The 22,421-nt window shown below is 41.8% G+C and carries 24 protein-coding genes; 16 read left to right on the top strand and 8 right to left on the bottom strand.

Going from position 1 to position 22,421, the window contains the following annotated elements:
* Window positions 1-42: 42 nt before the first annotated feature.
* On the bottom strand, window positions 43-1,539 hold the full coding sequence (gene zwf / locus AC503W_RS12500) for a glucose-6-phosphate dehydrogenase (RefSeq protein WP_402869348.1): 1,497 nt from the start codon (window positions 1,537-1,539) through the stop codon (window positions 43-45).
* Window positions 1,540-1,755: 216 nt separating this feature from the next.
* Here zwf and rnz point away from each other — a divergent pair, with 216 nt between their 5' ends.
* The 5 genes from rnz to AC503W_RS12475 all read left to right on the top strand — a co-directional run bounded on the left by rnz (window position 1,756) and on the right by AC503W_RS12475 (window position 6,605).
* Window positions 1,756-2,688 (top strand): ribonuclease Z, encoded by a 933-nt coding sequence (rnz, locus tag AC503W_RS12495; RefSeq protein WP_402869346.1) that lies wholly within the window; start codon window positions 1,756-1,758, stop codon window positions 2,686-2,688.
* Between the two features lie 65 nt (window positions 2,689-2,753).
* On the top strand, window positions 2,754-3,572 hold the full coding sequence (locus AC503W_RS12490) for a squalene/phytoene synthase family protein (RefSeq protein WP_402956601.1): 819 nt from the start codon (window positions 2,754-2,756) through the stop codon (window positions 3,570-3,572).
* Window positions 3,573-3,778: 206 nt separating this feature from the next.
* Window positions 3,779-4,774 (top strand): ABC transporter substrate-binding protein, encoded by a 996-nt coding sequence (locus AC503W_RS12485; protein ID WP_402869342.1) that lies wholly within the window; start codon window positions 3,779-3,781, stop codon window positions 4,772-4,774.
* Between the two features lie 33 nt (window positions 4,775-4,807).
* On the top strand, window positions 4,808-5,836 hold the full coding sequence (locus tag AC503W_RS12480; protein ID WP_402956603.1) for an ABC transporter permease: 1,029 nt from the start codon (window positions 4,808-4,810) through the stop codon (window positions 5,834-5,836).
* Window positions 5,811-6,605: an ABC transporter ATP-binding protein gene (locus tag AC503W_RS12475; protein WP_402869338.1), complete on the top strand. Its 795-nt coding sequence runs from the start codon at window positions 5,811-5,813 to the stop codon at window positions 6,603-6,605. Before AC503W_RS12480 ends, AC503W_RS12475 begins: the two co-directional genes overlap by 26 nt.
* A gap of 172 nt (window positions 6,606-6,777) precedes the next feature.
* Here the strand turns inward: AC503W_RS12475 and AC503W_RS12470 are convergent, their stop codons facing one another.
* Entirely contained in the window at window positions 6,778-7,329 is a 552-nt protein-coding gene (locus AC503W_RS12470) for a MerR family transcriptional regulator (RefSeq protein ID WP_402956605.1), read from the bottom strand.
* 374 nt (window positions 7,330-7,703) lie between these two features.
* The gene (gene proC / locus AC503W_RS12465) at window positions 7,704-8,549 is read right to left on the bottom strand and encodes a pyrroline-5-carboxylate reductase (RefSeq protein ID WP_402956608.1); all 846 of its coding nucleotides are present in this window, start codon (window positions 8,547-8,549) and stop codon (window positions 7,704-7,706) included.
* Window positions 8,550-9,070: 521 nt separating this feature from the next.
* Between proC and AC503W_RS12460 the strand changes: the two genes are divergently transcribed.
* The 3 genes from AC503W_RS12460 (at window position 9,071) to AC503W_RS12450 (ending at window position 11,541) form a co-directional block, all read left to right on the top strand.
* Window positions 9,071-10,066 carry an MBL fold metallo-hydrolase gene (locus AC503W_RS12460; RefSeq protein ID WP_402869333.1) on the top strand — a complete coding sequence of 332 codons (996 nt, stop codon included), beginning with the start codon at window positions 9,071-9,073 and terminating at the stop codon, window positions 10,064-10,066.
* Window positions 10,063-10,854 carry an SDR family NAD(P)-dependent oxidoreductase gene (locus tag AC503W_RS12455; RefSeq protein ID WP_402869331.1) on the top strand — a complete coding sequence of 264 codons (792 nt, stop codon included), beginning with the start codon at window positions 10,063-10,065 and terminating at the stop codon, window positions 10,852-10,854. Before AC503W_RS12460 ends, AC503W_RS12455 begins: the two co-directional genes overlap by 4 nt.
* Before the next feature lie 153 nt (window positions 10,855-11,007).
* Window positions 11,008-11,541, top strand: coding sequence for a DUF3221 domain-containing protein (locus AC503W_RS12450; protein ID WP_402956611.1), 534 nt, complete (start codon window positions 11,008-11,010; stop codon window positions 11,539-11,541).
* 55 nt (window positions 11,542-11,596) lie between these two features.
* On the opposite strand, the gene AC503W_RS12445 is transcribed toward AC503W_RS12450, so the two are convergent.
* Window positions 11,597-12,256, bottom strand: a complete 660-nt coding sequence (locus AC503W_RS12445) for an NlpC/P60 family protein (protein ID WP_402956613.1) — start codon at window positions 12,254-12,256, stop codon at window positions 11,597-11,599.
* 396 nt (window positions 12,257-12,652) lie between these two features.
* On the opposite strand from AC503W_RS12445, the gene AC503W_RS12440 reads away from it, so the two are divergent.
* From AC503W_RS12440 to AC503W_RS12430, 3 genes are all read left to right on the top strand, one after another.
* Window positions 12,653-13,912: a Y-family DNA polymerase gene (locus AC503W_RS12440; protein WP_402869326.1), complete on the top strand. Its 1,260-nt coding sequence runs from the start codon at window positions 12,653-12,655 to the stop codon at window positions 13,910-13,912.
* A 25-nt stretch (window positions 13,913-13,937) separates the two neighbouring features.
* A complete protein-coding gene (locus tag AC503W_RS12435; RefSeq protein WP_402956615.1) occupies window positions 13,938-14,270 on the top strand; it encodes a YolD-like family protein in 333 nt (110 codons plus the stop codon).
* 102 nt (window positions 14,271-14,372) lie between these two features.
* On the top strand, window positions 14,373-14,696 hold the full coding sequence (locus AC503W_RS12430) for an iron-sulfur cluster biosynthesis family protein (protein ID WP_402956617.1): 324 nt from the start codon (window positions 14,373-14,375) through the stop codon (window positions 14,694-14,696).
* Window positions 14,697-14,742: 46 nt separating this feature from the next.
* Here AC503W_RS12430 and AC503W_RS12425 read toward each other — a convergent pair whose 3' ends face one another.
* Window positions 14,743-15,651: an alpha/beta hydrolase gene (locus tag AC503W_RS12425; RefSeq protein ID WP_402869321.1), complete on the bottom strand. Its 909-nt coding sequence runs from the start codon at window positions 15,649-15,651 to the stop codon at window positions 14,743-14,745.
* A gap of 124 nt (window positions 15,652-15,775) precedes the next feature.
* Between AC503W_RS12425 and AC503W_RS12420 the strand changes: the two genes are divergently transcribed.
* Both AC503W_RS12420 and AC503W_RS12415 read left to right on the top strand, forming a co-directional pair.
* Window positions 15,776-16,039, top strand: a complete 264-nt coding sequence (locus AC503W_RS12420) for a YqkE family protein (protein ID WP_402869318.1) — start codon at window positions 15,776-15,778, stop codon at window positions 16,037-16,039.
* Between the two features lie 251 nt (window positions 16,040-16,290).
* Window positions 16,291-16,728 carry a MarR family winged helix-turn-helix transcriptional regulator gene (locus AC503W_RS12415; protein ID WP_494914324.1) on the top strand — a complete coding sequence of 146 codons (438 nt, stop codon included), beginning with the start codon at window positions 16,291-16,293 and terminating at the stop codon, window positions 16,726-16,728.
* Between the two features lie 58 nt (window positions 16,729-16,786).
* On the opposite strand, the gene AC503W_RS12410 is transcribed toward AC503W_RS12415, so the two are convergent.
* The 3 genes from AC503W_RS12410 to mciZ form a co-directional block, all read right to left on the bottom strand.
* Window positions 16,787-17,212: an Ohr family peroxiredoxin gene (locus AC503W_RS12410; RefSeq protein ID WP_402869311.1), complete on the bottom strand. Its 426-nt coding sequence runs from the start codon at window positions 17,210-17,212 to the stop codon at window positions 16,787-16,789.
* A 239-nt stretch (window positions 17,213-17,451) separates the two neighbouring features.
* Entirely contained in the window at window positions 17,452-18,360 is a 909-nt protein-coding gene (locus AC503W_RS12405; protein ID WP_402956619.1) for an aldo/keto reductase, read from the bottom strand.
* 57 nt (window positions 18,361-18,417) lie between these two features.
* Window positions 18,418-18,576 (bottom strand): Z-ring formation inhibitor MciZ, encoded by a 159-nt coding sequence (gene mciZ / locus AC503W_RS12400; protein ID WP_402869307.1) that lies wholly within the window; start codon window positions 18,574-18,576, stop codon window positions 18,418-18,420.
* A gap of 75 nt (window positions 18,577-18,651) precedes the next feature.
* Here mciZ and AC503W_RS12395 point away from each other — a divergent pair, with 75 nt between their 5' ends.
* The 3 genes from AC503W_RS12395 (at window position 18,652) to AC503W_RS12385 (ending at window position 22,250) form a co-directional block, all read left to right on the top strand.
* Window positions 18,652-19,203 carry an NUDIX hydrolase gene (locus AC503W_RS12395; RefSeq protein ID WP_402869305.1) on the top strand — a complete coding sequence of 184 codons (552 nt, stop codon included), beginning with the start codon at window positions 18,652-18,654 and terminating at the stop codon, window positions 19,201-19,203.
* A complete protein-coding gene (locus AC503W_RS12390) occupies window positions 19,204-20,373 on the top strand; it encodes an endonuclease Q family protein (RefSeq protein ID WP_402956621.1) in 1,170 nt (389 codons plus the stop codon). It abuts the gene before it with no gap.
* A gap of 356 nt (window positions 20,374-20,729) precedes the next feature.
* Entirely contained in the window at window positions 20,730-22,250 is a 1,521-nt protein-coding gene (locus AC503W_RS12385; protein ID WP_402956623.1) for a CoA-acylating methylmalonate-semialdehyde dehydrogenase, read from the top strand.
* Window positions 22,251-22,421: the final 171 nt, after the last annotated feature.

Here is a 22,421-nt window from a genome sequence, read left to right as displayed (position 1 = left end):
AATAGAGAAGAGGATGCAGGTTCACTGCATCCTCTTATTAGTTTACTGATTATTTCTTTTTTCTTTTTCGATTTGCCACCAAACATGTCCATCTTCTGCTAAAAGCTCATCGGATGCTTTTGGTCCTGTCGAACCCGCTTCATAATTGGGGAAAGAGGCTTCTTTCGTATTTTCCCAGGCATTCGAAATGGTATCGACAAATTTCCAAGAAAGTGCGACCTCATCCCAATGTGTAAAGTTTGTGGCATCTCCACGCATGCTATCAAATAAAAGCTTTTCGTAAGCTTCAGGTGAATTGATATGTTCGATTCCTTTGTTGGAAACCGTCAACTTCACTGGCTTCGTATTCATCGTCGTTCCCGATTTCTTCACATTTAAGTAAAGGGAAATACCCTCTTCAGGTTGGATATGGATGACAAGAAGGTTTGGTTGCAAGGTTTCTTCGGTTTTGTAATAGAGATTCATTGGAATGTCTTTAAATTGAACAACGATCTTCGTTGATTTTACATCCATTCTTTTACCAGTACGGATATAAAAAGGAACACCCGCCCAGCGGAAGTTATCAATCATCAATTTACCCGCAACATAGGTTTCTGTATTAGATTCAGGATCGACATTCAATTCATCACGATAAGCAGGGAGTGTTTGTTCCCCTACCGTACCTGAGCCATATTGACCACGGACGAAATATTCTTTGACTTCGTCCACTTTCATTTGTCGGAGTGACCGTAATGCTCGGACCTTTTCGCTGCGGACTTCTTCTGTAGTCAAGGCAATCGGAGGTTCCATGGCAAGCAGGGCGACCATTTGCAATAAATGGTTTTGGACCATGTCCCGTAAGGCGCCACTCGTTTCATAATAACGCCCACGTTCCTCGACACCAAGTGTTTCACTTGAAGTAACTTGGATGTTGGAAATATAACGGTTATTCCATAGTGGTTCGAATAAGGCATTGGAAAAACGGATGACTTCAATGTTTTGTACCATTTCTTTGCCCAGGTAATGGTCGATTCGATAAATTTCATCTTCAGCAAATGCGGTACGTATTTGCTCATTCAAGATTTGTGCTGTTTCAAAACTGTGCCCAAATGGCTTTTCGATGACAAGGCGTTTGTAACCCTTGGTATCGGTCAAGCCTTGGGCTTTTACCTGTTCGGCAATGGTTCCGAAAAACTCCGGTGCCATCGCTAAATAAAAGATACGATTGCCTTCCAGATCATACTGGCCGTCTAAATTATCAGCAACCTGCTTTAATTGTAAATAGGACTCTGAACTAGTTACATCATGTGAATGATAGTGGAAATGGGAAACGAATTCATCAACCTTTTCCTCCGCATGTCCAAATGTCAGGATGGAGTCTTTTACACTTGCTTGAAACTCAGTATTGGTTAATGGCCTTCTGGCGACACCCACCACTGCGAATTTATTGATTTTTTCCTTTTGGAATAGTCGATATATCGAAGGAAACAGCTTTCGTTTCGCTAAATCTCCGGTAGCGCCAAAAATCATGATTAATGCTGTAGGTTTATTTTCTGTCATGTTAGAACCTCAACTTTCTGTAATTTCTGTCTTAAAGTTGGATATGTACTAATTCTTAATTTTACGGTTAGCTTTCCCTCAAAGCAATCTATTTGCGCATTTTTTCGTAATTTCATTAAAATCTTCAAAGAGACCGAATTTTAAAAGTTGAAAAATGAATCAGGGCCTCTGTTATGCTATAGTAAGGTATAAAGTTTTTGCAACGGAGGTAGGAATGTGGATTTTGTTTTTTTAGGAACGGGTGCTGGTGTTCCGGCAAAGGCGCGTAATGTGACGGCAATCGCCCTTCAATTATTAGAAGAACGGGGAAAAGTATGGCTTTTTGATTGCGGGGAAGCGACACAGCATCAAATTTTAAAAACGGCGGTTAAACCACGTAAAATTGAAAAGATTTTCATAACGCATTTGCATGGTGACCACATCTTTGGTCTTCCTGGTCTTTTAAGCAGCAGGTCTTTTCAGGGTGGAGTCGAAAAATTGACGGTGTACGGCCCAAAAGGCATTGATGCTTATATCACGACGAGTTTACAAGTGAGTGCCACTCATTTGAAATATCCATTGGAAATCATTGAAATTGAGGAAGGCGTCATATTCGAAGATGACCAGTTTACCGTGACGGCCCTGGAACTTGATCATGGCATTTATAGTGTCGGTTACCGAATCGTGGAAAAAGATCGGCAGGGGAGTTTACTGGTTGACCAGTTGCGTAAACAAGGAGTGCCACCGGGTCCCCTTTATAAAGCATTGAAAAATGGGGAATCGGTCCGTCTTGAAGATGGCCGGACCATTAATGGGAAAGACTATCTTAGTGCACCACAGAAGGGCAGAATTATTACGATACTTGGTGATACTAGGGTTTGCGACAATGCCCTCGTCCTTGCCGACTCAGCTGATTATCTCATCCATGAAGCAACCTTTTCTGCGGAAGAAACGGAATTGGCAACGGCCTATTTCCATTCAACTACTATACAAGCGGCTGAAACTGCCAAAAAAGCGGGGGTTAAGCACCTTGTTTTAACACATATCTCCTCACGCTATACTCTTGAGGATGCAGAACGGTTAAAAGAGGAAAGCAGTGCAATCCTTTCGAATACAACCATGGCAGAAGATTTATTGTCGATTAAAATCCCTTTATATGTACAAGAATAGGGAAATCATTACGATTATTTGGTATAATAGTTCAATTGCTTATTGGATATAAGGAGGGTGAAAAAATGACTGAACAAAATAATTTACATAACAAGGCGATGGATTTTCTTTTGAAAACAAGTCGTACTTTTTTTATCCCTATTAGTTACTTGCCATCAGGATTACAGGAAGCCATTGGTTCGGCATATCTTTGCATGCGGGCCATTGATGAAATTGAAGACCACCCGAATCTAGGTGCCGAAGATAAAATCGCCCTATTGCAGGCTGTTAGCAGCCTATTGAAAACCGATTATCGTAAAGAGGACATCCAGGCTGTTTTTGAACCATATAAGGATGTGCTTCCGGAAGTGACCTTGCAACTTGGAGATTGGATGGATTATTGTCCTCCAGGTGTGCTTGGTAAGGTCCTTGAGTCTACCAAGGAAATGGCTGAAGGCATGGCGAAGTGGGTTTCGAAGAATTGGCAAATACATGATAAGGAAGAGCTTGATGAGTATACCTATTATGTCGCTGGTTTAGTTGGGGTGATGCTCTCTGATATTTGGAAATGGTATGATGGAACAGATACGGATCGCAATCTTGCCATTGCATTTGGACAGGGCCTTCAAACGGTCAACATCCTACGGAACCGTGAAGAAGATGCAGAACGCGGCGTGAATTTTTATCCGAATGGATGGGGCTTCAAAGAGATGCTGAGCCATACAGAATATAATCTTGAATTGGCGGATAGGTACATTGAAGACATCGAGACAAAGGATATTGTCCATTTCTGTAAAATTCCTTTGGAATTGGCTAAAGCTACTTTGAAGGCGTTAAAAGAAGGAAAAGAAAAAATCAATCGGTCAACGGTTACCACTATCGTAAACCAGGTCGTCGATAATTAAGAAGAGCAAGCTACTGTATAAAGTTTATACAACTTTATACAGTAGCTTTTTTATTACTTCATAAGAGTAATCGTAAAATTCTAAAAATTTAAAAAAATACATTGGAATAGTGGCAGTAAACGATTATAATTTAGTACATAAAAGCGGAAAAGTTGACTTCGTTAGAGAGACAGAATTTTAAAAAAAGAGAAAAGCGGAGGAACATTATGAAAAAGAGATTATATTCAACGGCAGCCTTGACCTTGATTACTGGAATTTTACTTGCAGGGTGTGGAAATGAAAACGAGAAAGACTCGGCAAAAAACGAAAGTGATAAGGATGCTTTCAAAGTCGGAGTGACACAAATCGTTCAGCACGATTCTTTGGATCAAGCATATGAAGGGTTTCAGGCTGCTTTGAAGGATAGTGACATTAAAGCAAAATATGATCTCCAAATTGCTCAGGGCGATCAAAACAACAGCCAGACGATAGCGAATAACTTTGTCGGGGATAAAGTGGATTTGATTTTTGCTAACTCGACGCCAAGCGCTTTAAGTTCATTGAATGCGACTAAAGATATTCCAATCGTCTTCACTTCTGTAACTGATCCAGTAGCTGCGGAACTTGTTACGTCCATGGAGAAACCAGGTGGAAATGTGACAGGTACGACCGATTCTCATCCGGATGCCATCAAAAATTCCATGAAGTTCCTGGCAGAAGAGCTTGGAGCGAAAACAATAGGGACGGTTTACAATACGGGCGAACAAAATTCAGTCGTTCAAATTAAAAATGTGAAAGCGGAGGCAAAAAAAGCGGGCTTGAAAGTCGTGGAAGCATCCGTCTCGACTTCAGCCGAAGTTAAGCAGGCAACGGAATCGTTGATTGGAAAAGCGGATGCTTTCTATATCATTACGGATAATACAGTAGTTTCAGCGTTAGAATCAGTGATTTCGGTAGCGAATGACCAGGATATCCCCTTATTTGTCGGGGAACTTGATTCCGTGAATGCAGGCGGTTTCGCAGCATATGGCTTCAGTTACTATGATATTGGCTACGAAGCAGGCCAGAAAGCGGTAGAAATATTAAAAGATGATAAAAAACCGGGTGATATCGCGGTTCAATATCCTCAAAAATTAAAATTGGTGATTAATGAAACAGCTGCAAAGGAAATGGGTGTTGAAATAAAAGAAGAATGGAAAGCAAATGCTGAGTTTGTTAAATAAGCTTTTGCGTTATTCCAGGGAAGGAAGATAAAAATGCCAACAGCCATATTTAACTCTTTTGAATCTGGAATGATCTATGCGATCATGGCACTTGGAGTCTATTTGACATTCAGAATTCTCGATTTCCCGGACATGACGGTCGAAGGTAGCTTCGTGACAGGAGCTTCTGTCGCCGCTATTATGATCGTCAATGGTTTCTCGCCGATTATGGCCACGTTTTGCGCCATGCTTGCCGGATTTGTGGCAGGGACGATGACAGGGCTGCTGCATACAAAAGGGAAGATAAATCCGCTTCTTGCCGGTATTTTAATGATGATTGCGCTCTTTTCCATTAACTTAAGGATCATGGGGGCTTCGAACATTCCCTTGCTTTCTCAAACGACGATTATCACGAACATCTCAGAAGCATGGTCTCATACTGGTTTGGATCAAATGTTTAATGGGATTTTTTCAATCATTGGCCTTGGTGAAAGTTTGCCAAAAACATGGGGCATTCTCATTGTCATGTTTATTGTAGTAGTAATGATTCAACTGGGGATGTCCGCCTTTTTAAAAACGGATGTAGGCCTTGCGCTTCGGGCAACTGGTGACAATGAAGCGATGGTCAAGAGTTTTTCGGCTCATACAGGGAATATGAAGATATTAGGCCTTGCCATCGGGAATGCCCTAGTTGCTTTCTCTGGTGCTTTAGTTGCCCAGTACAATGGTTTTAGCGATATTGGGATGGGAATCGGGATCATCGTAATCGGTCTGGCCTCCGTCATCATCGGGGAAGCGTTATTTGGCGCAAAAACGATTGTACGCGCCACGCTAGCTGTCATTGGGGGAGCCATCATATATCGTATCGTCGTTACATTGGCGCTACGTGTAAAATTCCTTGATACGGGTGATGTGAAATTAATCACTGCGCTTATTGTAATCGGTGCCTTAGTCATCCCGCAAATTTCCGAAAAACAAAAAGAAAAAGGTCGTAAGAAAAAAAGACTCAAAGAATTGCAACTGCACCGTATCGAGCCTACAAAGGGGGAAGAGGAATTTGCTGCAGCTAAATCAGATCTATAAGGTCTTCAATGAAGGGACTCCGGATGAAAAGCTTGCCCTTGGCAATCTGGATTTACAGCTGTCAAAGGGTGAATTTGTAACGGTCATTGGCAGTAATGGTGCTGGGAAGTCCACGTTGATGAATATGATTTCCGGTAAGACCCTTCCCGATGCTGGTGATGTCATCATTGATGGCCAAAATGTATCATCGATTGAAGAACATAAGCGGGCGAAAATGATTGGGCGGGTTTTCCAGGACCCCATGCTCGGAACGGCCCCGCACATGACCATTGAAGAAAATATGGCCATCGCGTATGGCAGGACGAATCGAAGGGGTCTTGGCTTTGGGGTAACGAAAAGACGGAAAGAGCTTTTTAACGATAGCCTGAGTACACTCCATTTAGGATTGGAAAATCGGATGAATGCAAAAGTGGGGTTATTATCGGGAGGGGAGCGTCAGGCATTATCGTTATTGATGGCGACCTTCACCGATCCGAAAATCCTGCTTCTCGATGAACATACAGCTGCTCTCGATCCATCCAGGGCAGAGCTTGTTACAAGCCTGACGAAGGAAATTGTTGAAAAGAACCGGTTAACTACATTGATGGTGACTCACAATATGCAGCAGGCCATCGATCTTGGTGATTCTTTAATCATGATGGATAAAGGCCAAATCATTTTCGAGGCAAGAGGCCCGAGAAAACAGGCACTGACTGTTGATAAGCTCTTGAATGAATTCCAGCGTATCAAGGGTGAAAAAATGCTAAATGACCGTGCGGTGTTGATATAAAGTGAAAGAGGCCTAGCGCTCAAGGTGAATGACCTTGGACCGAGGCCTCTTTTTTCGGCGGAATCGGAAGGGTTTACTATCGAGTGACTGAGTCTCGCCTTACGGAAGGCCAAGAGAACGGGTTGACTGCAGAGGACAGTGGACGTTCGGAGAGAATGCAAGGTCCTCCTGCTTAATCGCTATCAGCTGTGCTCCAAGGAGAATTGTCATCTTTTTTGGTTCCAAAAAAGTTTCTCATGAAGGACTTTTTCTTTGTTTTTTTAGCGGCGGCAGCTTCTTCGGTAGCGAGATAAAAATCTGCTGGTGGAATGGTGGCCGCTTCTAATGCTTCAATACGGGCTTCAAGTTTAGTGACGAGCTTATGCATGTCTTCCATTTCACTTCTATGCTGTAATAGTTGATAGGAAACAACGTCATCCGCTTTTGTTTTCAGACTTTTTTCTAGCCTGGAGACTCTTTCGTTTAGGTGATCTTGTCCTTTTTCCGACTCAATAGGTTGTTTAACAGTGGCCTTTCTGGTCTTCTTTTCTGAAATGCTCACCTTTTGTAAGACCACTCCCTCGTTCAGCTGGTCTTGGATTTTCCTCAATAAGTCAATATCTTCCTCCGAAAACTGGTAATGACCTAGCTGATTCCGTTCTACTTCCATGTTCAATTGGGTAACCCAGCGTTGAATGGTACTATGAGAAACGTTCAATAACTTGGCAACTGCACTTGTATTCATCTAGATTCCCCTCCTTTTGGTTGTAGAATTCTAGATAAAAGAAGCGATTCCTTTGCCGTTGACAAAACAAGTACTGATTCGCCAAAGATAGTGGATTTCCTACCTGTTTTTGCTGCCATGTCGATTTTATTTACCGGTACCGTCGTATTTCCAGTGGGTGTTCTTCCCGACGTAATTCAATCATTTCGGAGGGAAAAACGTATTTGCCAAGTAAGCTGGATAAGCGGGAAGGGGATTTTAGAAATATTCGATTTGAAATATGGGTTAATCTTGAAGGATGGATGACAGCTTCTCTTCATTATCTTAGTCATGGCCATTTAGACACAATAGGCTGTTAACTCCCAGTTGGGAATCAACAGCCTGTTTACTTGTTGTTATTGGGGAACTACATATTTAGCCAGCTCTTTACTGATTTGATTTCCCATCCGCTTGGATTGTTCGGTGGCTTCTTGAACACAGGAGATAAATGCTTCTTGTACATGATGGGCTTGAAGTGCTTTCAGGCCAGCTTCCGTTGTCCCTCCCGGTGAAGTGACTTCTTTTCGCAGTACCGCTGGTGTTTTTGGCGATTTCTGCAGCATCTCAGCTGCACCGGTTAAAGTCTGAAGGATTAATTGCTTTGCTGTTACGGCATCAAGGCCAATGGATTCCGCGGATCTTTCCAGAGCCTCGACCAAATAATAAATATAAGCGGGACCACTTCCGGATAAGCCCGTTACGGCATCAAGCTGTGTTTCTTCGACAATGGCAACCGAGCCCACCGTTTCGAAAAGTGTGATGGCCGTCTGCAATTGCGATTCATTTGTATGTGCATTGGCCGATAGGGCAGTGGCTGACTTTCCAACGGCTGCCGATGTATTAGGCATAGCTCTTACGATGGCGACCGGTTTGGCTGCAATCCCTTCAAGACTTGCCGTATGGACCCCTGCCACAACGGAAATGAACAGCATATCTTCCTGGATGTATTCCTTTATGGATTGCATCGTGGTTAAAATATCTTTTGGCTTTACTGCAAGTACTACTATGTTCGCATTCTCTAGTAGTTGCGGAAGAGACCGTGTTGGGGTAACCCCATATTGTTCTGTTAGATAAGTGAATCGTTCATCATTTTTCTTGTTGGTCACAAAAATGTCAGCCGGGTTTATTACTTGCTGAGTGACCAAACCGGAAATGATTGCTTCGGCCATTGATCCAGCCCCGATAAAAGCTATTTTTTTCATTTCACTCACTCCTTTAATGCATACTAGTAACGGTCAGTTTTCCCAAATAAAATAAAAAAGACCCCTCATCCAATAAAGGACGAAAGGTCTGGCTTCCGTGGTACCACCTTTGTTCAACTCCTACAAAATAAAAAGGAAGTTGCACTTGAATCCGCTAACGTGGGATGAACGTCAGTTTTACTGAAGGCTCATAAGGTAGGTTCAATAATAGAGAGGACGGTGAAGCTTTTCAGCACATTTAAGAACTTCACTCTCTTTACGCCATCCATTATTTACTTGGCCTCAATCATAGCCGTGCCGTCTTTAATTACTTGTGATTATGAAGGATGCATGAGTACTCTGTCAATAGTAATATATGCTGAGCCTTAAAATATAGTCGTTAATTATGTGAAAATAATGACAATGTTCAGGATTATATGTAAAATAGTGATTACATACACAGTTTTCTAATAAAATAAGGAAATACCAAATTTTACGGATATATAAGCTTATTTAAATATAATATTAAGGTGGAAATAGACATGGTGAATTGGAATGGGGATATCGCAAAGCTTTCTCTGCCGACGCCGTTTGCAGTGGGCGATGTAAATGTTTACATAGTTAAAGGAGATGCCTTAACTTTAATTGATACGGGGGTTAAAACCGTACAATCAAAAGAGGCACTGAATGCTGGACTTGGGGAATTAGGGCTGCAACTATCTGATATTGAACAAATAATCTTGACGCATCATCATCCAGACCATGCTGGTGCACTCGATTTCTTCGATAAGAAAGTCCCGGTGTATGGTCATAAAAACAATCAGCGGTGGCTGACTCTAAGCGATGAGTTCCTTGACACCCATAATTCTTTCTTTCTAGACTTTGCAGGGAAATTGGGCGTGGCTGAAGAATTGAAACATAGATTGACCCATGACAAAGAAGAAATCCAATTCCTTAGTAAAAGGAACATGCAAGCACATTTGGCTGAGGGTGACGAACTTCCGGGCCTTCCAGGATGGCGAGTAATCGAGACTCCTGGTCATGCGCAAAGCCATGTTTCCTTTTATCGGGAGAGTGACGGCTTAATGATTGCAGGAGACCACTTACTTGCAAGAATTTCGCCTAATCCATTAATGGAGCCACCCTTGATTGTGGGTGGCGTTCGTCAACGGCCATTGCTTCAATACAATGCCTCCCTTCAAAAACTATTAGACTTTCCGATTTCTAAGGTTTATTCAGGACATGGGGGAGAAATTGATGGAGAGAAAGTGTCCGATTTGATTCGATATAGATTTGAGCGACAGCATAATCGGGCCATGCAGGTGAAAAGCATGCTCCAAGAAAAACCTTTAACGGGATTTGAAGTGTGTCAGCGCCTCTTCCCAAAAGTTTATCGTCAGGAAGTCGACTTGACACTCTCGGAAACGGTCGGTCAGTTGGATTATCTGGAGGATTTGGGTGAAATCGAATTGGAAATGCAATCGGGTGTCATTTTATATTCAAGTGCGACGACAGTTTCTAAGGGGATAATCTATTGAGTAAATTAAGCGGGAAAGTCATTGTCATTACCGGGGCTTCGGGAGGAATTGGAAAGGAAATTGCGATTCAATCTGCCCGACTTGGGGCAAGACTCGTTCTTTTGGCAAGGAGCCTGGATAAATTGCAGACTCTGAAGGAGAGCCTGACCAGCCAATACGGGGTCGATGTTTTTGTATGGAAGTTGGATGTTTCCGATACAGAACAAGTGGAAAGGGTCTTCGTTGACATCCACGACCAGGTCGGCACCGTGGATGTGTTGGTCAATAATGCCGGGCACGGCACGTTTAAAGAAGTCCTTGATACGGATTTAGAAGAGAGTAAAGGGATGTTTGCTGTCAATGTAATCGGCTTGATGGCCTGTACGAAGTTTGTGCTTCCACATATGAAGCGCAAACAAGCGGGGCACATCATTAATATTGCGTCACAGGCAGGGAAAATTGCAACACCTAAGTCCACACTTTATTCAGCCACTAAATTCGCGGTGCTTGGTTATTCGAATGCTCTCCGGCTTGAATTGATGGAAGACAACATTCATGTGACCACCGTCAATCCTGGGCCAATCGAAACCAACTTTTTTACTATAGCGGATGAATCCGGGACATATATGAAGGGCATTAAGAAATTCATGCTTAAGCCTGAGGATGTAGCAGCCAAAATCGTTGCTGCCATGCTAACTAATAAACGGGAAGTCAATCTGCCCGCCTGGATGAATATGGTGAGTAAGTTTTATACCTTGTTTCCAAGAATCACTGAGACCGTTGGGAAAAAAGCATTTTTTAAAAAATAGATACTTCTAAATATAAGTGAAGATTACTATTTTAATAAGAAATTAAGGGAGTGTCATCTGACATTCCCTTTTTTTGAATTTATTTGGATTATCTTTCCATCTTATGTAACCATTTCATTGGTGAATTCGTCTGTTTTATAGGAGGGATTTTGTATGAAGCTCGTTATGGGAAAGTCTTTTATCTTTTTATTCCTTTTTTTCATTCTGGGAAGCTGTCAATCCTTCTCTGAAGAGCAACCCCATAAGTCCATTGGCAAGGGAGAAGAAGGATTCATTACAGATTTAGATGATAAGCGGATTCTGATAAAACGGACGTATTACAAGGTGAAAAATCATACGTATATACAAGATGAACATGGGGCAAAGCTCAGTTATTCAGACTTGGCAATCGGGATGAAAGTTAAACCATGGTACGGTGGAGAGGTCGAAGAATCATTTCCTTCGAAAGCGGATGCAGAATTGATACGGATTTTAAAGGATGAAGAGAGTCTAGAAGAGCAAAAGGCCGTAACTGCTGCACTGGAGCATGTGACTAAAGCTCCTAGTCAGCGTTTCATGGTTCTTGAAATCATTCATTTCCCTTCCGAGCATGTATACAATATTGAAATGATGAATCGCTCCAACTTGGATGCATCATTTACTGTGACCGTAGACGATTCTACTGAAGAAATCTTATATCTAAAATAATAACAGGGCAGAATCAAATAGATTCTGCCCTGCTTCGTTTTAGTCTTATGTTTTTTTATAAAGTTTTTGCACCCAGGTATTTTGGCGCCCAATAGGAGTTATTCATATCGGTGATGGTAATTCCTTTAGAAGATGAAGCATGAATGAACTGATTGTTTCCAATGTAGATTCCAGCATGGGAAACACCCGTCTTTCCAGAAGAAGTATCAAAGAATACAAGATCGCCTTTTGATGGCGATGATACTTTCAATCCGGTATTCGCGTAAAGCTGGGATGTTGTCCGTGGTAGGGTAATTCCTTGTGATTTTTGGAATACATAATAGATGAACCCCGAACAGTCAAATCCTGCTGGTGTCGTGCCAGCCCATTTGTATGGTGAGCCTGTCAATGTTTTTGCATAATTAATCATGCTTGTATTATTGACATTATAAACACCTAGCGCATTGAAGGTATTTCTTCCTGCAATCCCATCGGCAGTCAATCCTTTAGCTTTTTGAAAGTTTTTTACGGCAGTTGTTGAATAGGTTCCGTAGTAAGTAGTCGATGAACCAGTATATGTGAAATAACCTTTAGTTTTTAATAGGGTCTGTAGTTGTTTGACATCACTATGTGTCATTCCGGGTCTGAGGGTTTGATCTCCAATATTTGCAAACGCCTGAAGTGGCGTCAGCATTAATGCAGAAGCAACAGCAGCTGAGGCAATCCATTTCTTCATGTATCTCATTTCCTCTCTCTATCTCTCTATTTTTCTTTAACAATATTATCCTACAATACCATTGTGACAATCAAACCAGTTTTTGATTACATTTTCATTACAAAAAATAAGTAGTAATACTTAGTGAAAATCAGCGAAATCGTTTTTCTTAAATAGTAAAAGGGTTAAAAGACTCGGTTCCCCTTTTAGGCAAGATACCAACTAATTATATTTATAAAAACTAGTTGGATATAATGGATTACTTTTAAATTAAAGGGTATTTATGGGTATTTAAAAAGTTCCCATAAATAGGTGGAAATTTGTCATGAAACTTCCATTGAATGCGAACGTTTATTCGTTTAGAATGAGGGATATAATATAAACACGAACATATATTCTGTATAGGGTGAAGAAAAAATGGATTATAGCATGATGCCGAAACAATCAATTATGTGTATTGATATGAAAAGTTTTTATGCTAGCTGCTCAGCGGTCATGCATGGATTGGACCCGCTCGAATGTTATTTGGCAGTGGTGGGTGATAAGAATAGGGAGGGGAGCATTGTGCTTGCGGCTTCTCCAAAGCTAAAGAAGGAATTCGGTATAAAAACCGGTTCCCGGAAGTTTGAGATACCGAAAGATCGACGCATTCTAGTCGTTGAACCCAAAATGGCCACTTATTTGAGAGTTTCGACGGAGATTACGCGCTTGTTTCACCGCTATGTTCCAAAAGAAGCGATTCATGTATACAGTGTGGACGAAAGTTTTTTGAAAGTTGATGGAGCGGCTTCTTTATGGGGGGATGCCTGGAATATTGCCAGGAAAATAAAAGATGACATTGAAAGGGAATTACAGATTCCAAGTGCAATCGGGATTGGGCCGAACATGCTGATGGCGAAGCTTTCTCTTGATCTCGAGGCCAAACATACAGGAATAGCTGAGTGGACATATGAAGACGTACCAGCTAAGCTTTGGCCGATTTCTCCGCTTCGTGAAATGTGGGGGATAGGAAGGAGGGTGGAAAAGACCCTTCATGGCATGGGAATATTCACTGTCGGGCAACTTGCCAATTATGACCTTCAATTGCTTGAAGCGAAGTTCGGGATTATGGGCAATCAGCTTTATCATCATGCCTGGGGAATCGATTTGTCAGATCTCGGGGCGCCGATCATCGAGGGGCAGGTCAGCTTTGGTAAAAGTCAGATTTTACTCCGTGATTACAAGGAAGAACACGAGATCAAGCAGGTTATGGTAGAAATTTGTGAGGAAGTCGGAAGAAGGGCTCGTACCCATAGGAAGGCTGGACGGACGATCAGTCTGAGCATTGGTTATAGTAAGGATGAGTTTGGCGGTGGGTTTCATCGCTCCCGTTCGATTGAGGAACCGACAAATATCACAATGGAATTGTATAAAGTCTGTCTTGAACTTTTTCATGAAAACTATCATAAGCAAAAAACGGTTCGTAGCGTTTCGGTCACACTCTCGAATATTGTGGATGATAATGAGATGCAGCTGACTTTATTTGATGCTTCACGGTGGAAAAAGCGGGAATTGAGTTATACCGTTGACCGCATTCGACATAAATATGGTTCAAAATCACTGTTGCGCGCGGTTTCGTATACGAAAGCCGGGACGGCCGTTTATAGAAGCGGATTGCTTGGCGGGCATAAGGCTTGACAAAGTCGTCAGAGGAGGAAAAAGAATGATTCATGATCGGGGGCGTATCAAATGGACATCCATGATGCTACCGGAACATGTGAAGATGTTGCGGGATTGGGTGGCGGAGGATAGCCATGAAGCAAGACGCATTCTCGATGAACAGCAGTTTGAAGAAATGAATGCTGTGATGGGGGAAGCGATGGAAGAAGGTAGAGAGGTCATGATTGCCTATTATGACAGAACCCGATACCAGCTTTTAATCGGAAGCATTCATTATTATGATGAATGCTTGCAAAGACTTCATATTATTGACCATTTTCAGCAACCACATTATATTCAACTTTCCCATATAGCGGATGTAAGATTGATGGAATAAGAATGGTGGGATTATCCCCATGGATGCACAAGAGTGCGGGAAAAGGACAGGGGTCCTTTTATCGTTTATAATGGGGGAATGGAACGAATAGGGGGAAATGAGATGTACATTGAATGGACAGATAGAGCAGCCGAAAAACTTTCCGATAAAATACAGGGAAAAGAAGGACATTTACAGTTGAAATATGATACAGATGGCTGTGGTTGCGTAGTAAGTGGCGTGACAGCTCTTTGGCTCGTTGACGAGCTTGAGGAGGATAATCAAAAAGTGGAGACCAATGGAGTTCCCCTTTATGTCGAAAAATCTAAAATGATTTTTCTCGATGATATCATGACAATAGACTTTGTGGTCGAAGCAAACTGCTTTCAGCTAAAAAGCCCGAATCAAATCTTGAATCCAAGGATGAGTTACTTTAATAAACTCTAAAAAAAGCAAAGGGAGAATCCCGATAGTCGTGGGATTCTCCCTTTGTCTATTTCAATACAAGCTGTTCGAGAAATTGGTCGATCCGTTCCTCATATTCCTTGGGATTAGCATTATATGATTGTGCGTGAGCCCCGTTTTTTGCGAGGTAAAGTTGTTTTGGTCCTTTTTTTGCTTCATATAATTCAAGTGTCATGGAAGCGGGAATGAAAGTATCAGGTTCACTATGAATGAACAGCACTGGTTTTTCGATATTACTAATGAAATCTATCGGTGATACTTCGTTCGTCCAATATCCATCACGAAGTTTGATGAACATGCGCCCAAGTGGAAAGATGCTCCAGGTTGGAAAAGGGATTTCCATACCGATTTGATGTTGAATTTGCTTTTCAAAATTGGAAAATGGACAATCGGCAATATAAAAATCTGCTCCATCTTCAAGCATGCCCGCATATAGAAGAAGGGTCACAGCCCCCATGGATTCACCATGAATGCCGAAGAAAAGATCTGAACCTTTACGTCTTTTTAACTCGTCAATCACGGCTTTCAAGTCGAATTTTTCATAATGTCCATAGCTGCTTGTTTTCCCACCGGAGTCTCCATGACGACGGTGATCATAGATGACCGCATTGAATCCACGCTTAAGGAAAATGTTCATGTACTTGATCGAGTTCGTTTTATTTTCTGTCACGCCGTGAGCAATAATGATCCACTTATTCGTAGGATGAGGTTCAATAAACATGCATTTCAAGGAATACCCAGATGGAGAAGGTACCCAGATTTCGCTTTTAGGCAGGGTATCAAAATCCTCTTGAATGAACCGTTTAGCCAAGACTTCACGATCTTTGATGGAATTATCTTCCTTCTTCTTCATGTACATGAGCCGATTAGAAAAATAAATACCGATGCCGACCATATACGTCAAGATGCCGGCAATTGCGAGACCCCATTTTTTCATGGTGAACCTCCTTGTTTTTAGTTTATTTTACCATGTTGAAAAATAAGAAAATACTGTTAAGAAATCGTCACGGGTAAAACCGGAGTCATGGTATAATAATGTATAATGTCAGGGGGTTTTAAGGATGAAAAAGAAACAGCCGCGCAATCAAAATCAAAGTAAAAAGCAAGAAAAAGAAGCATCGTCATCATTGAAACTTGGTGATATGCTCAATCAAGATATCATGTCGCAGCTTCGCCAAAAACAAAAAGAATTAAACGATGCGGAACAAGAGAAGAGAGCAGCAGAAGAAGAAAAGAAACGTCAAGAAAGAAAACAGCGTGAGAAAAATAAATCATTCGAAGAGCTGTTGGGTGAAAGTGATCTTAACTGGAAAAACTATAAATGATTTTAATGAAATCGGGATGTTTATTATGACCCGACCAAAAAAACTATAAATGGAAAGCATCTTCGTTGGTACCCATGTACTTATAACGGGGATGTTTTTGTATGAAGAAAATGACATGGAACAAATTAAATTCCTTCGTAATTCTGTTTGGATGGCCGAATCGCTTTATTTTATAAAGCATAACGATTATATTAAAAGTAAGTTTGATAGGTACCCGCTTATCGAATGGACTACTATTAGTTGGTGATGAAATGGAAAAAAGAATAGAATCTGTACTGGAAAATCAACTATGCTTCCTTCTATATGCAAATTCAAGGGAAATGACCAAGAAGTATAAACCACTACTTACCAAACTTAACGTAACGTATCCTCAATATCTCGTTCTGCTTTTACTATGGGAGCAAGACACGCTTACAGTGAAGAAATTAGGGGAGTTACTTGCACTTGATTCAGGAACGCTCACTCCCATGTTGAAACGGATGGAGCAGTATGGGCTCATTGTTCGTGAACGGTCCACTAAAGATGAAAGGTCTGTCATGATTCAGCTGACTCGAAAGGGACTTGATTTAAGGGAAGAAGCCTGTTTCATTCCTGAACGCATTTCGGATATGTCCGGTGAAGATAAGCAAGTGGTTGAGGATTTGAAAGCGTCGCTGCTTCAACTATTAAAAACCTTGCAAGCACTTTGAAGGAATAGAAAAACGCCTGGGTTCACTTCAAACCCAAGCGTTTTTTTGTGAAATTGCTTTATTCTACTTCAATTTCAATGGCAACATCCACATTGCCGTTGATTGCTTTTGAATAAGGGCACATTTGGTGAGCTTTATGAACGAAAGTTTCAAATGAATTTTTATCGATTCCTGATCCCTTTACGACTAATGTTACAGCCAAGCTGTATTGATGCATATCACCCATCAATAAACTGACATTGGCTGTGACGTTTGAAGTAAATGTAGCACCTTCAATCTTTCCAACCGATTGTAAAGCACTATCAAAACAAGCCGCATATCCTGCTGCAAAAAGCTGTTCAGGATTAGAAGCTTCAGGCATCTGTTTAGCCCTTGGCGTTCCGGGCATTGCAATATCAACCGTAAAGTTTCCATCAGCTGAAATGGCCGTTCCTTCTCTTCCTCCATCAACCGTTACAGACGTCGTAAATAGTGTTTTTGTCATTGTTTATCTCCCCAATCTTTTCATTTAGATTGTGCACAATTGAATTGTATAATATCAATTAAGAAATAGCAACAGAAAAGATCTTAGAAAGAACTCACCCTACACTTTTGCAGCTGAGTTATTTAAAAGTGTAGGGTATGACTCCCGGAATAAAAAAAAGCTATCCAACCGTAGGTGTACGGAAAGGATAGCTTTGCAGAGAAATGATTGCTAGTCTTTAAAGGGTGTTCAGGTTAGATTTATTCCCGGTGGTTTGCATATTTGCTTGCTTTGGTGAGTTGCTTCAACAGATCAAGTTCATCTTTTGAAAGAGAAGGGCTGTTGGCAGCCTGACAGTTTTCGCGAAGCTGTTGCACCGTGCTCGCCCCGGCTACGGCAGATGCAACGCATTGGTTCGATAATACATATTGCAGAGCCACAGCATTCAGCTTCTTGCCGGAAATCTTCTCTTTTAATTGTGGAAGTAAGTCCTTGAGTGCTTGATAGCTATAATCGAGGTAGCCGTCCTCACTAGCCTTGTTAAGCATTTTTTCACTTAGCAGCCCTTTGGCGAGAGGCCCCCGAGCAATGATGCTGACCTGCTTATTTTCCAAAAGTGGCATCCACTCTTCCGGACGGCGGTCCAGCAGGCTGTACTGCATCATCACGGAATCAATATCTGAATTCTCGACAAATGCCTTTATTACATTGGGCCGAATCGATGATATTCCATAGTACCGAATCAAACCTTCTTTTTTTAAGTCCTCAAAGGCTTCAATCGTTTCCTCCAAATTATCTTCAATCGTACCGCCATGCAGCTGATAGAGGTCAATATAGTCGGTGCCTAGTCTCTTTAGACTATCTTTTACGGCCGTCTTGATATAGTCACCAGATGGATCCCAGCTCCAGCCTTCTTTATTTTCCGTCCAGCGGTTTCCGACTTTCGTTGCTATGTACACTTGATCGCGAACTGGCTTTAGGCTTTCTCCCACAATTTCCTCGTTCACTCCAAAATCATATAAGTCAGCGGTGTCGAAGTAATTGATGCCTTCATGTAAAGCAGCCTTCACAATTTCGGCTGCCTTTTTTTGATCGGTTCCCAAAGACATGCATCCAAGTCCAATTTCGGATACAAGCAAATCCGAATTTCCTAATCTGCGTTTTTTCATGTTATCCTCTCCTTTATATCTTCATTGTAAAGGAGGAATCATTTTCACTCAAAGATTTCACTTGATCCTTTTTAAGGGGTGAGGTTCTTGTCGATGGATATCTGCAATCCAGTCATTGACATAAACATAGTCACTTTGTAGACTTTTGAGTTTTTGAACAATCTCCCAACTCTTTCCGGAGAAAACAATGCCATTTTCGAACACATGAATTTTCATCAAATCGCCCTCCATCCCTAGTATGGTAAAATGTATGAAGAATCATGCTGTAATTAGAACAGAGGAGTGGACAAGTTGAAAAAATTCGAAGAGAAAACATTATCAAGCAAAAAGATATTCACGGGTAAAGTAATCAATTTACAAGTGGATGATGTCGAGCTTCCTGATGGGAAAACGAGTAAACGAGAAATCATCAAGCATCCCGGGGCAGTCGCAATCATCGCTCTTACAGCTGAAGATAAGATCATCATGGTCGAACAGTACCGTAAAGCGTTGGAGAGAAGCCTGGTTGAAATTCCAGCAGGTAAGCTTGAAAAAGGGGAGGAACCCGTTCGGTCGGCAGAACGTGAACTTGAGGAAGAGACGGGCTATGAATGTGAAAGAATGGAGCATATCATCTCTTTTTATACGTCTCCAGGCTTTGCGGATGAGCTAGTCCATCTCTATTTGGCCCACAATTTGAAAAAGAAAAAAGATGCGGCACCATTGGATGAAGATGAGTTTGTCGAGGTGATCGAGCTGACATTGAAGGAAGCTCAAAACTATCTGGATGAAGGGAAGATCCAAGATGCCAAAACGGCCTACGCCGTACAATATTTGCAGTTGAAAAAGGCGTTGAATGAATAAATGAAAGAATACTATGCTGATTTCCATATTCATATCGGCAGGACGAGAAGTGGGAAGGCGGTTAAGATCACCGGAGCTAAAACGTTGACCTTCAGCAACATAATCGAAGTGGCAAGCGAACGAAAAGGACTCGATATGATAGGGGTTATAGACTGCCATTCTCCTGAGGTTATTGAAGAGATAGAAGCTGGAATTCACAATGGGGAAATTACGGAAATGGAGGGTGGCGGACTTCATTATCGGAACCTCACCATCATCCCAGGGTCGGAAATTGAAATATATGACCACAATTGCCATGGACCGATTCATGTTCTTGCCTATTTTCCAAATATGGAAGTGCTGAAGAGGTTTTCATCATGGATGAGTAATTATGTGAAAAATATTACGTTGAGTTCCCAGAGGATTTATTGTGACGGGCGAAAGTTGCAAGAAATCGTCAAATCCCTTGGAGGGCTGTTCATCCCTGCGCATGTTTTCACCCCCTTTAAAAGCTTGTACGGTAAAGGCGTAAAGGAAAGCCTGGCGGAAGTGTTCGATCCGAAGCTCATTGATGCCATCGAACTTGGTTTAAGCTCGGATACCTATTTGGTGGAGGACATAAAAGAATTGAAATCGTATACCTTCCTGACGAATTCCGATGCCCACTCCCTTGGAAAGATAGCCCGTGAATATCAAATGCTATTACTTCAAGAACCGAGTTTTACAGAGTTGGAAAAAGCGCTTAAGGAAGAAGAAGGTCGTAAAGTGACAGCCAATTATGGATTGAATCCCTTATTGGGTAAATATTATCAAACCGTTTGCGGAAGTTGCCTTCATAAAATGGCCATAAATGCTGAGGCATGCAGTGAATGCGGAGGCAAGAAGATCATTAAGGGAGTTTCCACACGTATTGCCGAATTATCCGTTTCTGGAAAAGGGGAGGAAAAGAGGTCCCGTCCGCAGTATATTCATCAGGTTCCGCTTGATTTCATTCCGGGCCTTGGCCCGAAGTCCATGGACAGACTATTGGGGGCCTTCGGAACAGAGATGAATATCCTTCATGAGGTGACTCTCGAACAGCTTTCAGAGGTCGTTCCATTGAAATTAGCCCACTTTATAGATTCCGCAAGAAAAGGGATATTGGGTTTTGATGCAGGAGGAGGCGGCAAATATGGGAAAGTTAAGATGTGATAACACAGGCTTTCCCGATATAAACTTTTCAAAAGGCATTTCTAGATGGAAGTGCCTTTTGTGCTTGTTATAGATATCACTTCGTAGCAATTAGTCTTTTTGTGAAATAGAAAAGGGATTCATTTAACACTTTGTATAATGACTAAAAAGCCAGGAAGTTACACAATAGGAATAGGAAATAAATCATAATAAGGAAGTGACACGAATATAGGCGCAATATGCTGGCGTAAACTCGCGACTGAAATTCCGAGTTTAATTATCTGAGTATTTTGTGAGTTTGTGGGTGACGGATTACATAAAGGAAATGCTTCACCCCTACTATATAGTAAAATCTCGAACAATTAGGAGGAGTTATAATGACTGAAACAATAAAAGTAAAAGAATTATCTCATTTTATAGGCGGTCAAATGGTTGCAGGGCAAAACGGGAGATTTTCGGATGTATTCAATCCTTCAAGTGGAGAAGTCATTGCGAAAGTACCGTTAGCTTCGATTGAAGAAGTAAAGGGAGCCATTGATAAAGCCAAAGCTGCATTTCCCGCTTGGCGTGACATGTCCGTAGCAAGGCGTGCGGATATAGTGATCAAGTTTCGTAACTTGCTTACGGAACATACAGATGCCCTAATTGATCTGATTTGTACAGAAAGCGGTAAAACGGCAGAAGATGCAAAGGGCGAGATTACCCGTGGAATAGAATCTGTGGACCTTGCCATTGGAGCGCCCCATTTAGTGAAAGGGGAATATTCCGTCAACGTCGGTGGACAGATCAATGTCTATTCGGCGAAGTACCCACTTGGCGTCGTAGCAGCCATTTCTCCATTCAACTTCCCGATCATGGTGCCACTGGCCCAGACGAGCATGGCAATTGCTGTAGGCAATGCAGTCATTCTGAAAGCTTCGGAGCGAGTTCCAATGACAGCTTTATTCGTGAGTGAATTATGGAAGAAAGCAGGATTGCCGGACGGTATTTGGACCGTTATCAATGGTGATAAGGACGCTGTCAATGAATTATTGAGAAATCCAGAAGTGGAGGCAATCTCCTTCGTGGGCTCTACGCCGGTGGCTCAATATATTTATGAGACGGGAGCGAAACATGGTAAGCGTGTGACGGCTCTTGGTGGCGGGAAGAACAATATGGTTGTCATGCCTGATGCGGATTTAGAACAAGTGGCAAACTCTTTTATTGGAGCTGCATATGGAGCTGCATCCCAGCGTTGCATGGCCATTTCAACGCTCATGCCTGTTGGAGAAGAAACAGGGGATCGTTTAATAAAGATTTTAAAAGAAAAAATCGGCGCATTGAAAGTGGGCTCTTACACAGACCGGGAAGTTGACTTCGGACCTGTTATATCCCAACAATCAAAAGAGTCGGTAATTGCGGCGATTGACAAGAGCATTGAAGAAGGTGCAACCGTAGTGTGTGATGGACGGGAATTAGACATCGTGAAAGAATCCAGAGGTTTCTTTGTCGGCCCGACATTAATTGACCATGTAAAGCCAGGAATGGATATATATGAACAGGAAGTGTTCGGACCCGCCCGTAATGTTGTTCGGGTCGCTTCACTAGAAGAAGCGATTAAGCTGATCAACGAACATGAGTTAGGGAATGGTGTCACCATTTTCACCAATGATGGAGCGGCAGCTCGGAAATTCACAACGGAAATTGACGTTGGGATGGTAGGAGTTAATGTCCCGATTCCAATCCCTGTCGGCTACCATAATTTTGCTGGATTTAAAGGGTCTAGATTCGGTGAAGGTCATATGTTCGGACCAGATCAAGCCCGTTTCTTTACAAAAACAAAAACTGTCTCAGAACGATGGTTGACATCGTCCGCCAATACGGGGTCGACATTTGCCTTTCCAAGCAATAATGATTGAAGATTGAAATACAAAGAATCCCTGAAACTATTTTAGGGATTCTTTAAATCCTTTTAATAAAGCTTCATAGAAAGAGAGTTAATTGGAACGTAAAGTATGGAAAGCGAAAGAGGAGTTTTGCTTTTTAAAGCTAATGGAGAGAGTCCTGACAGGGAAAACTGATGCTGCCAG

The sequence above is a fragment of the Peribacillus suis genome, from assembly GCF_059384845.1.
Note: the sequence above shows the minus strand (reverse complement) of the source record. Positions and strands in the feature narration are given on the sequence as shown.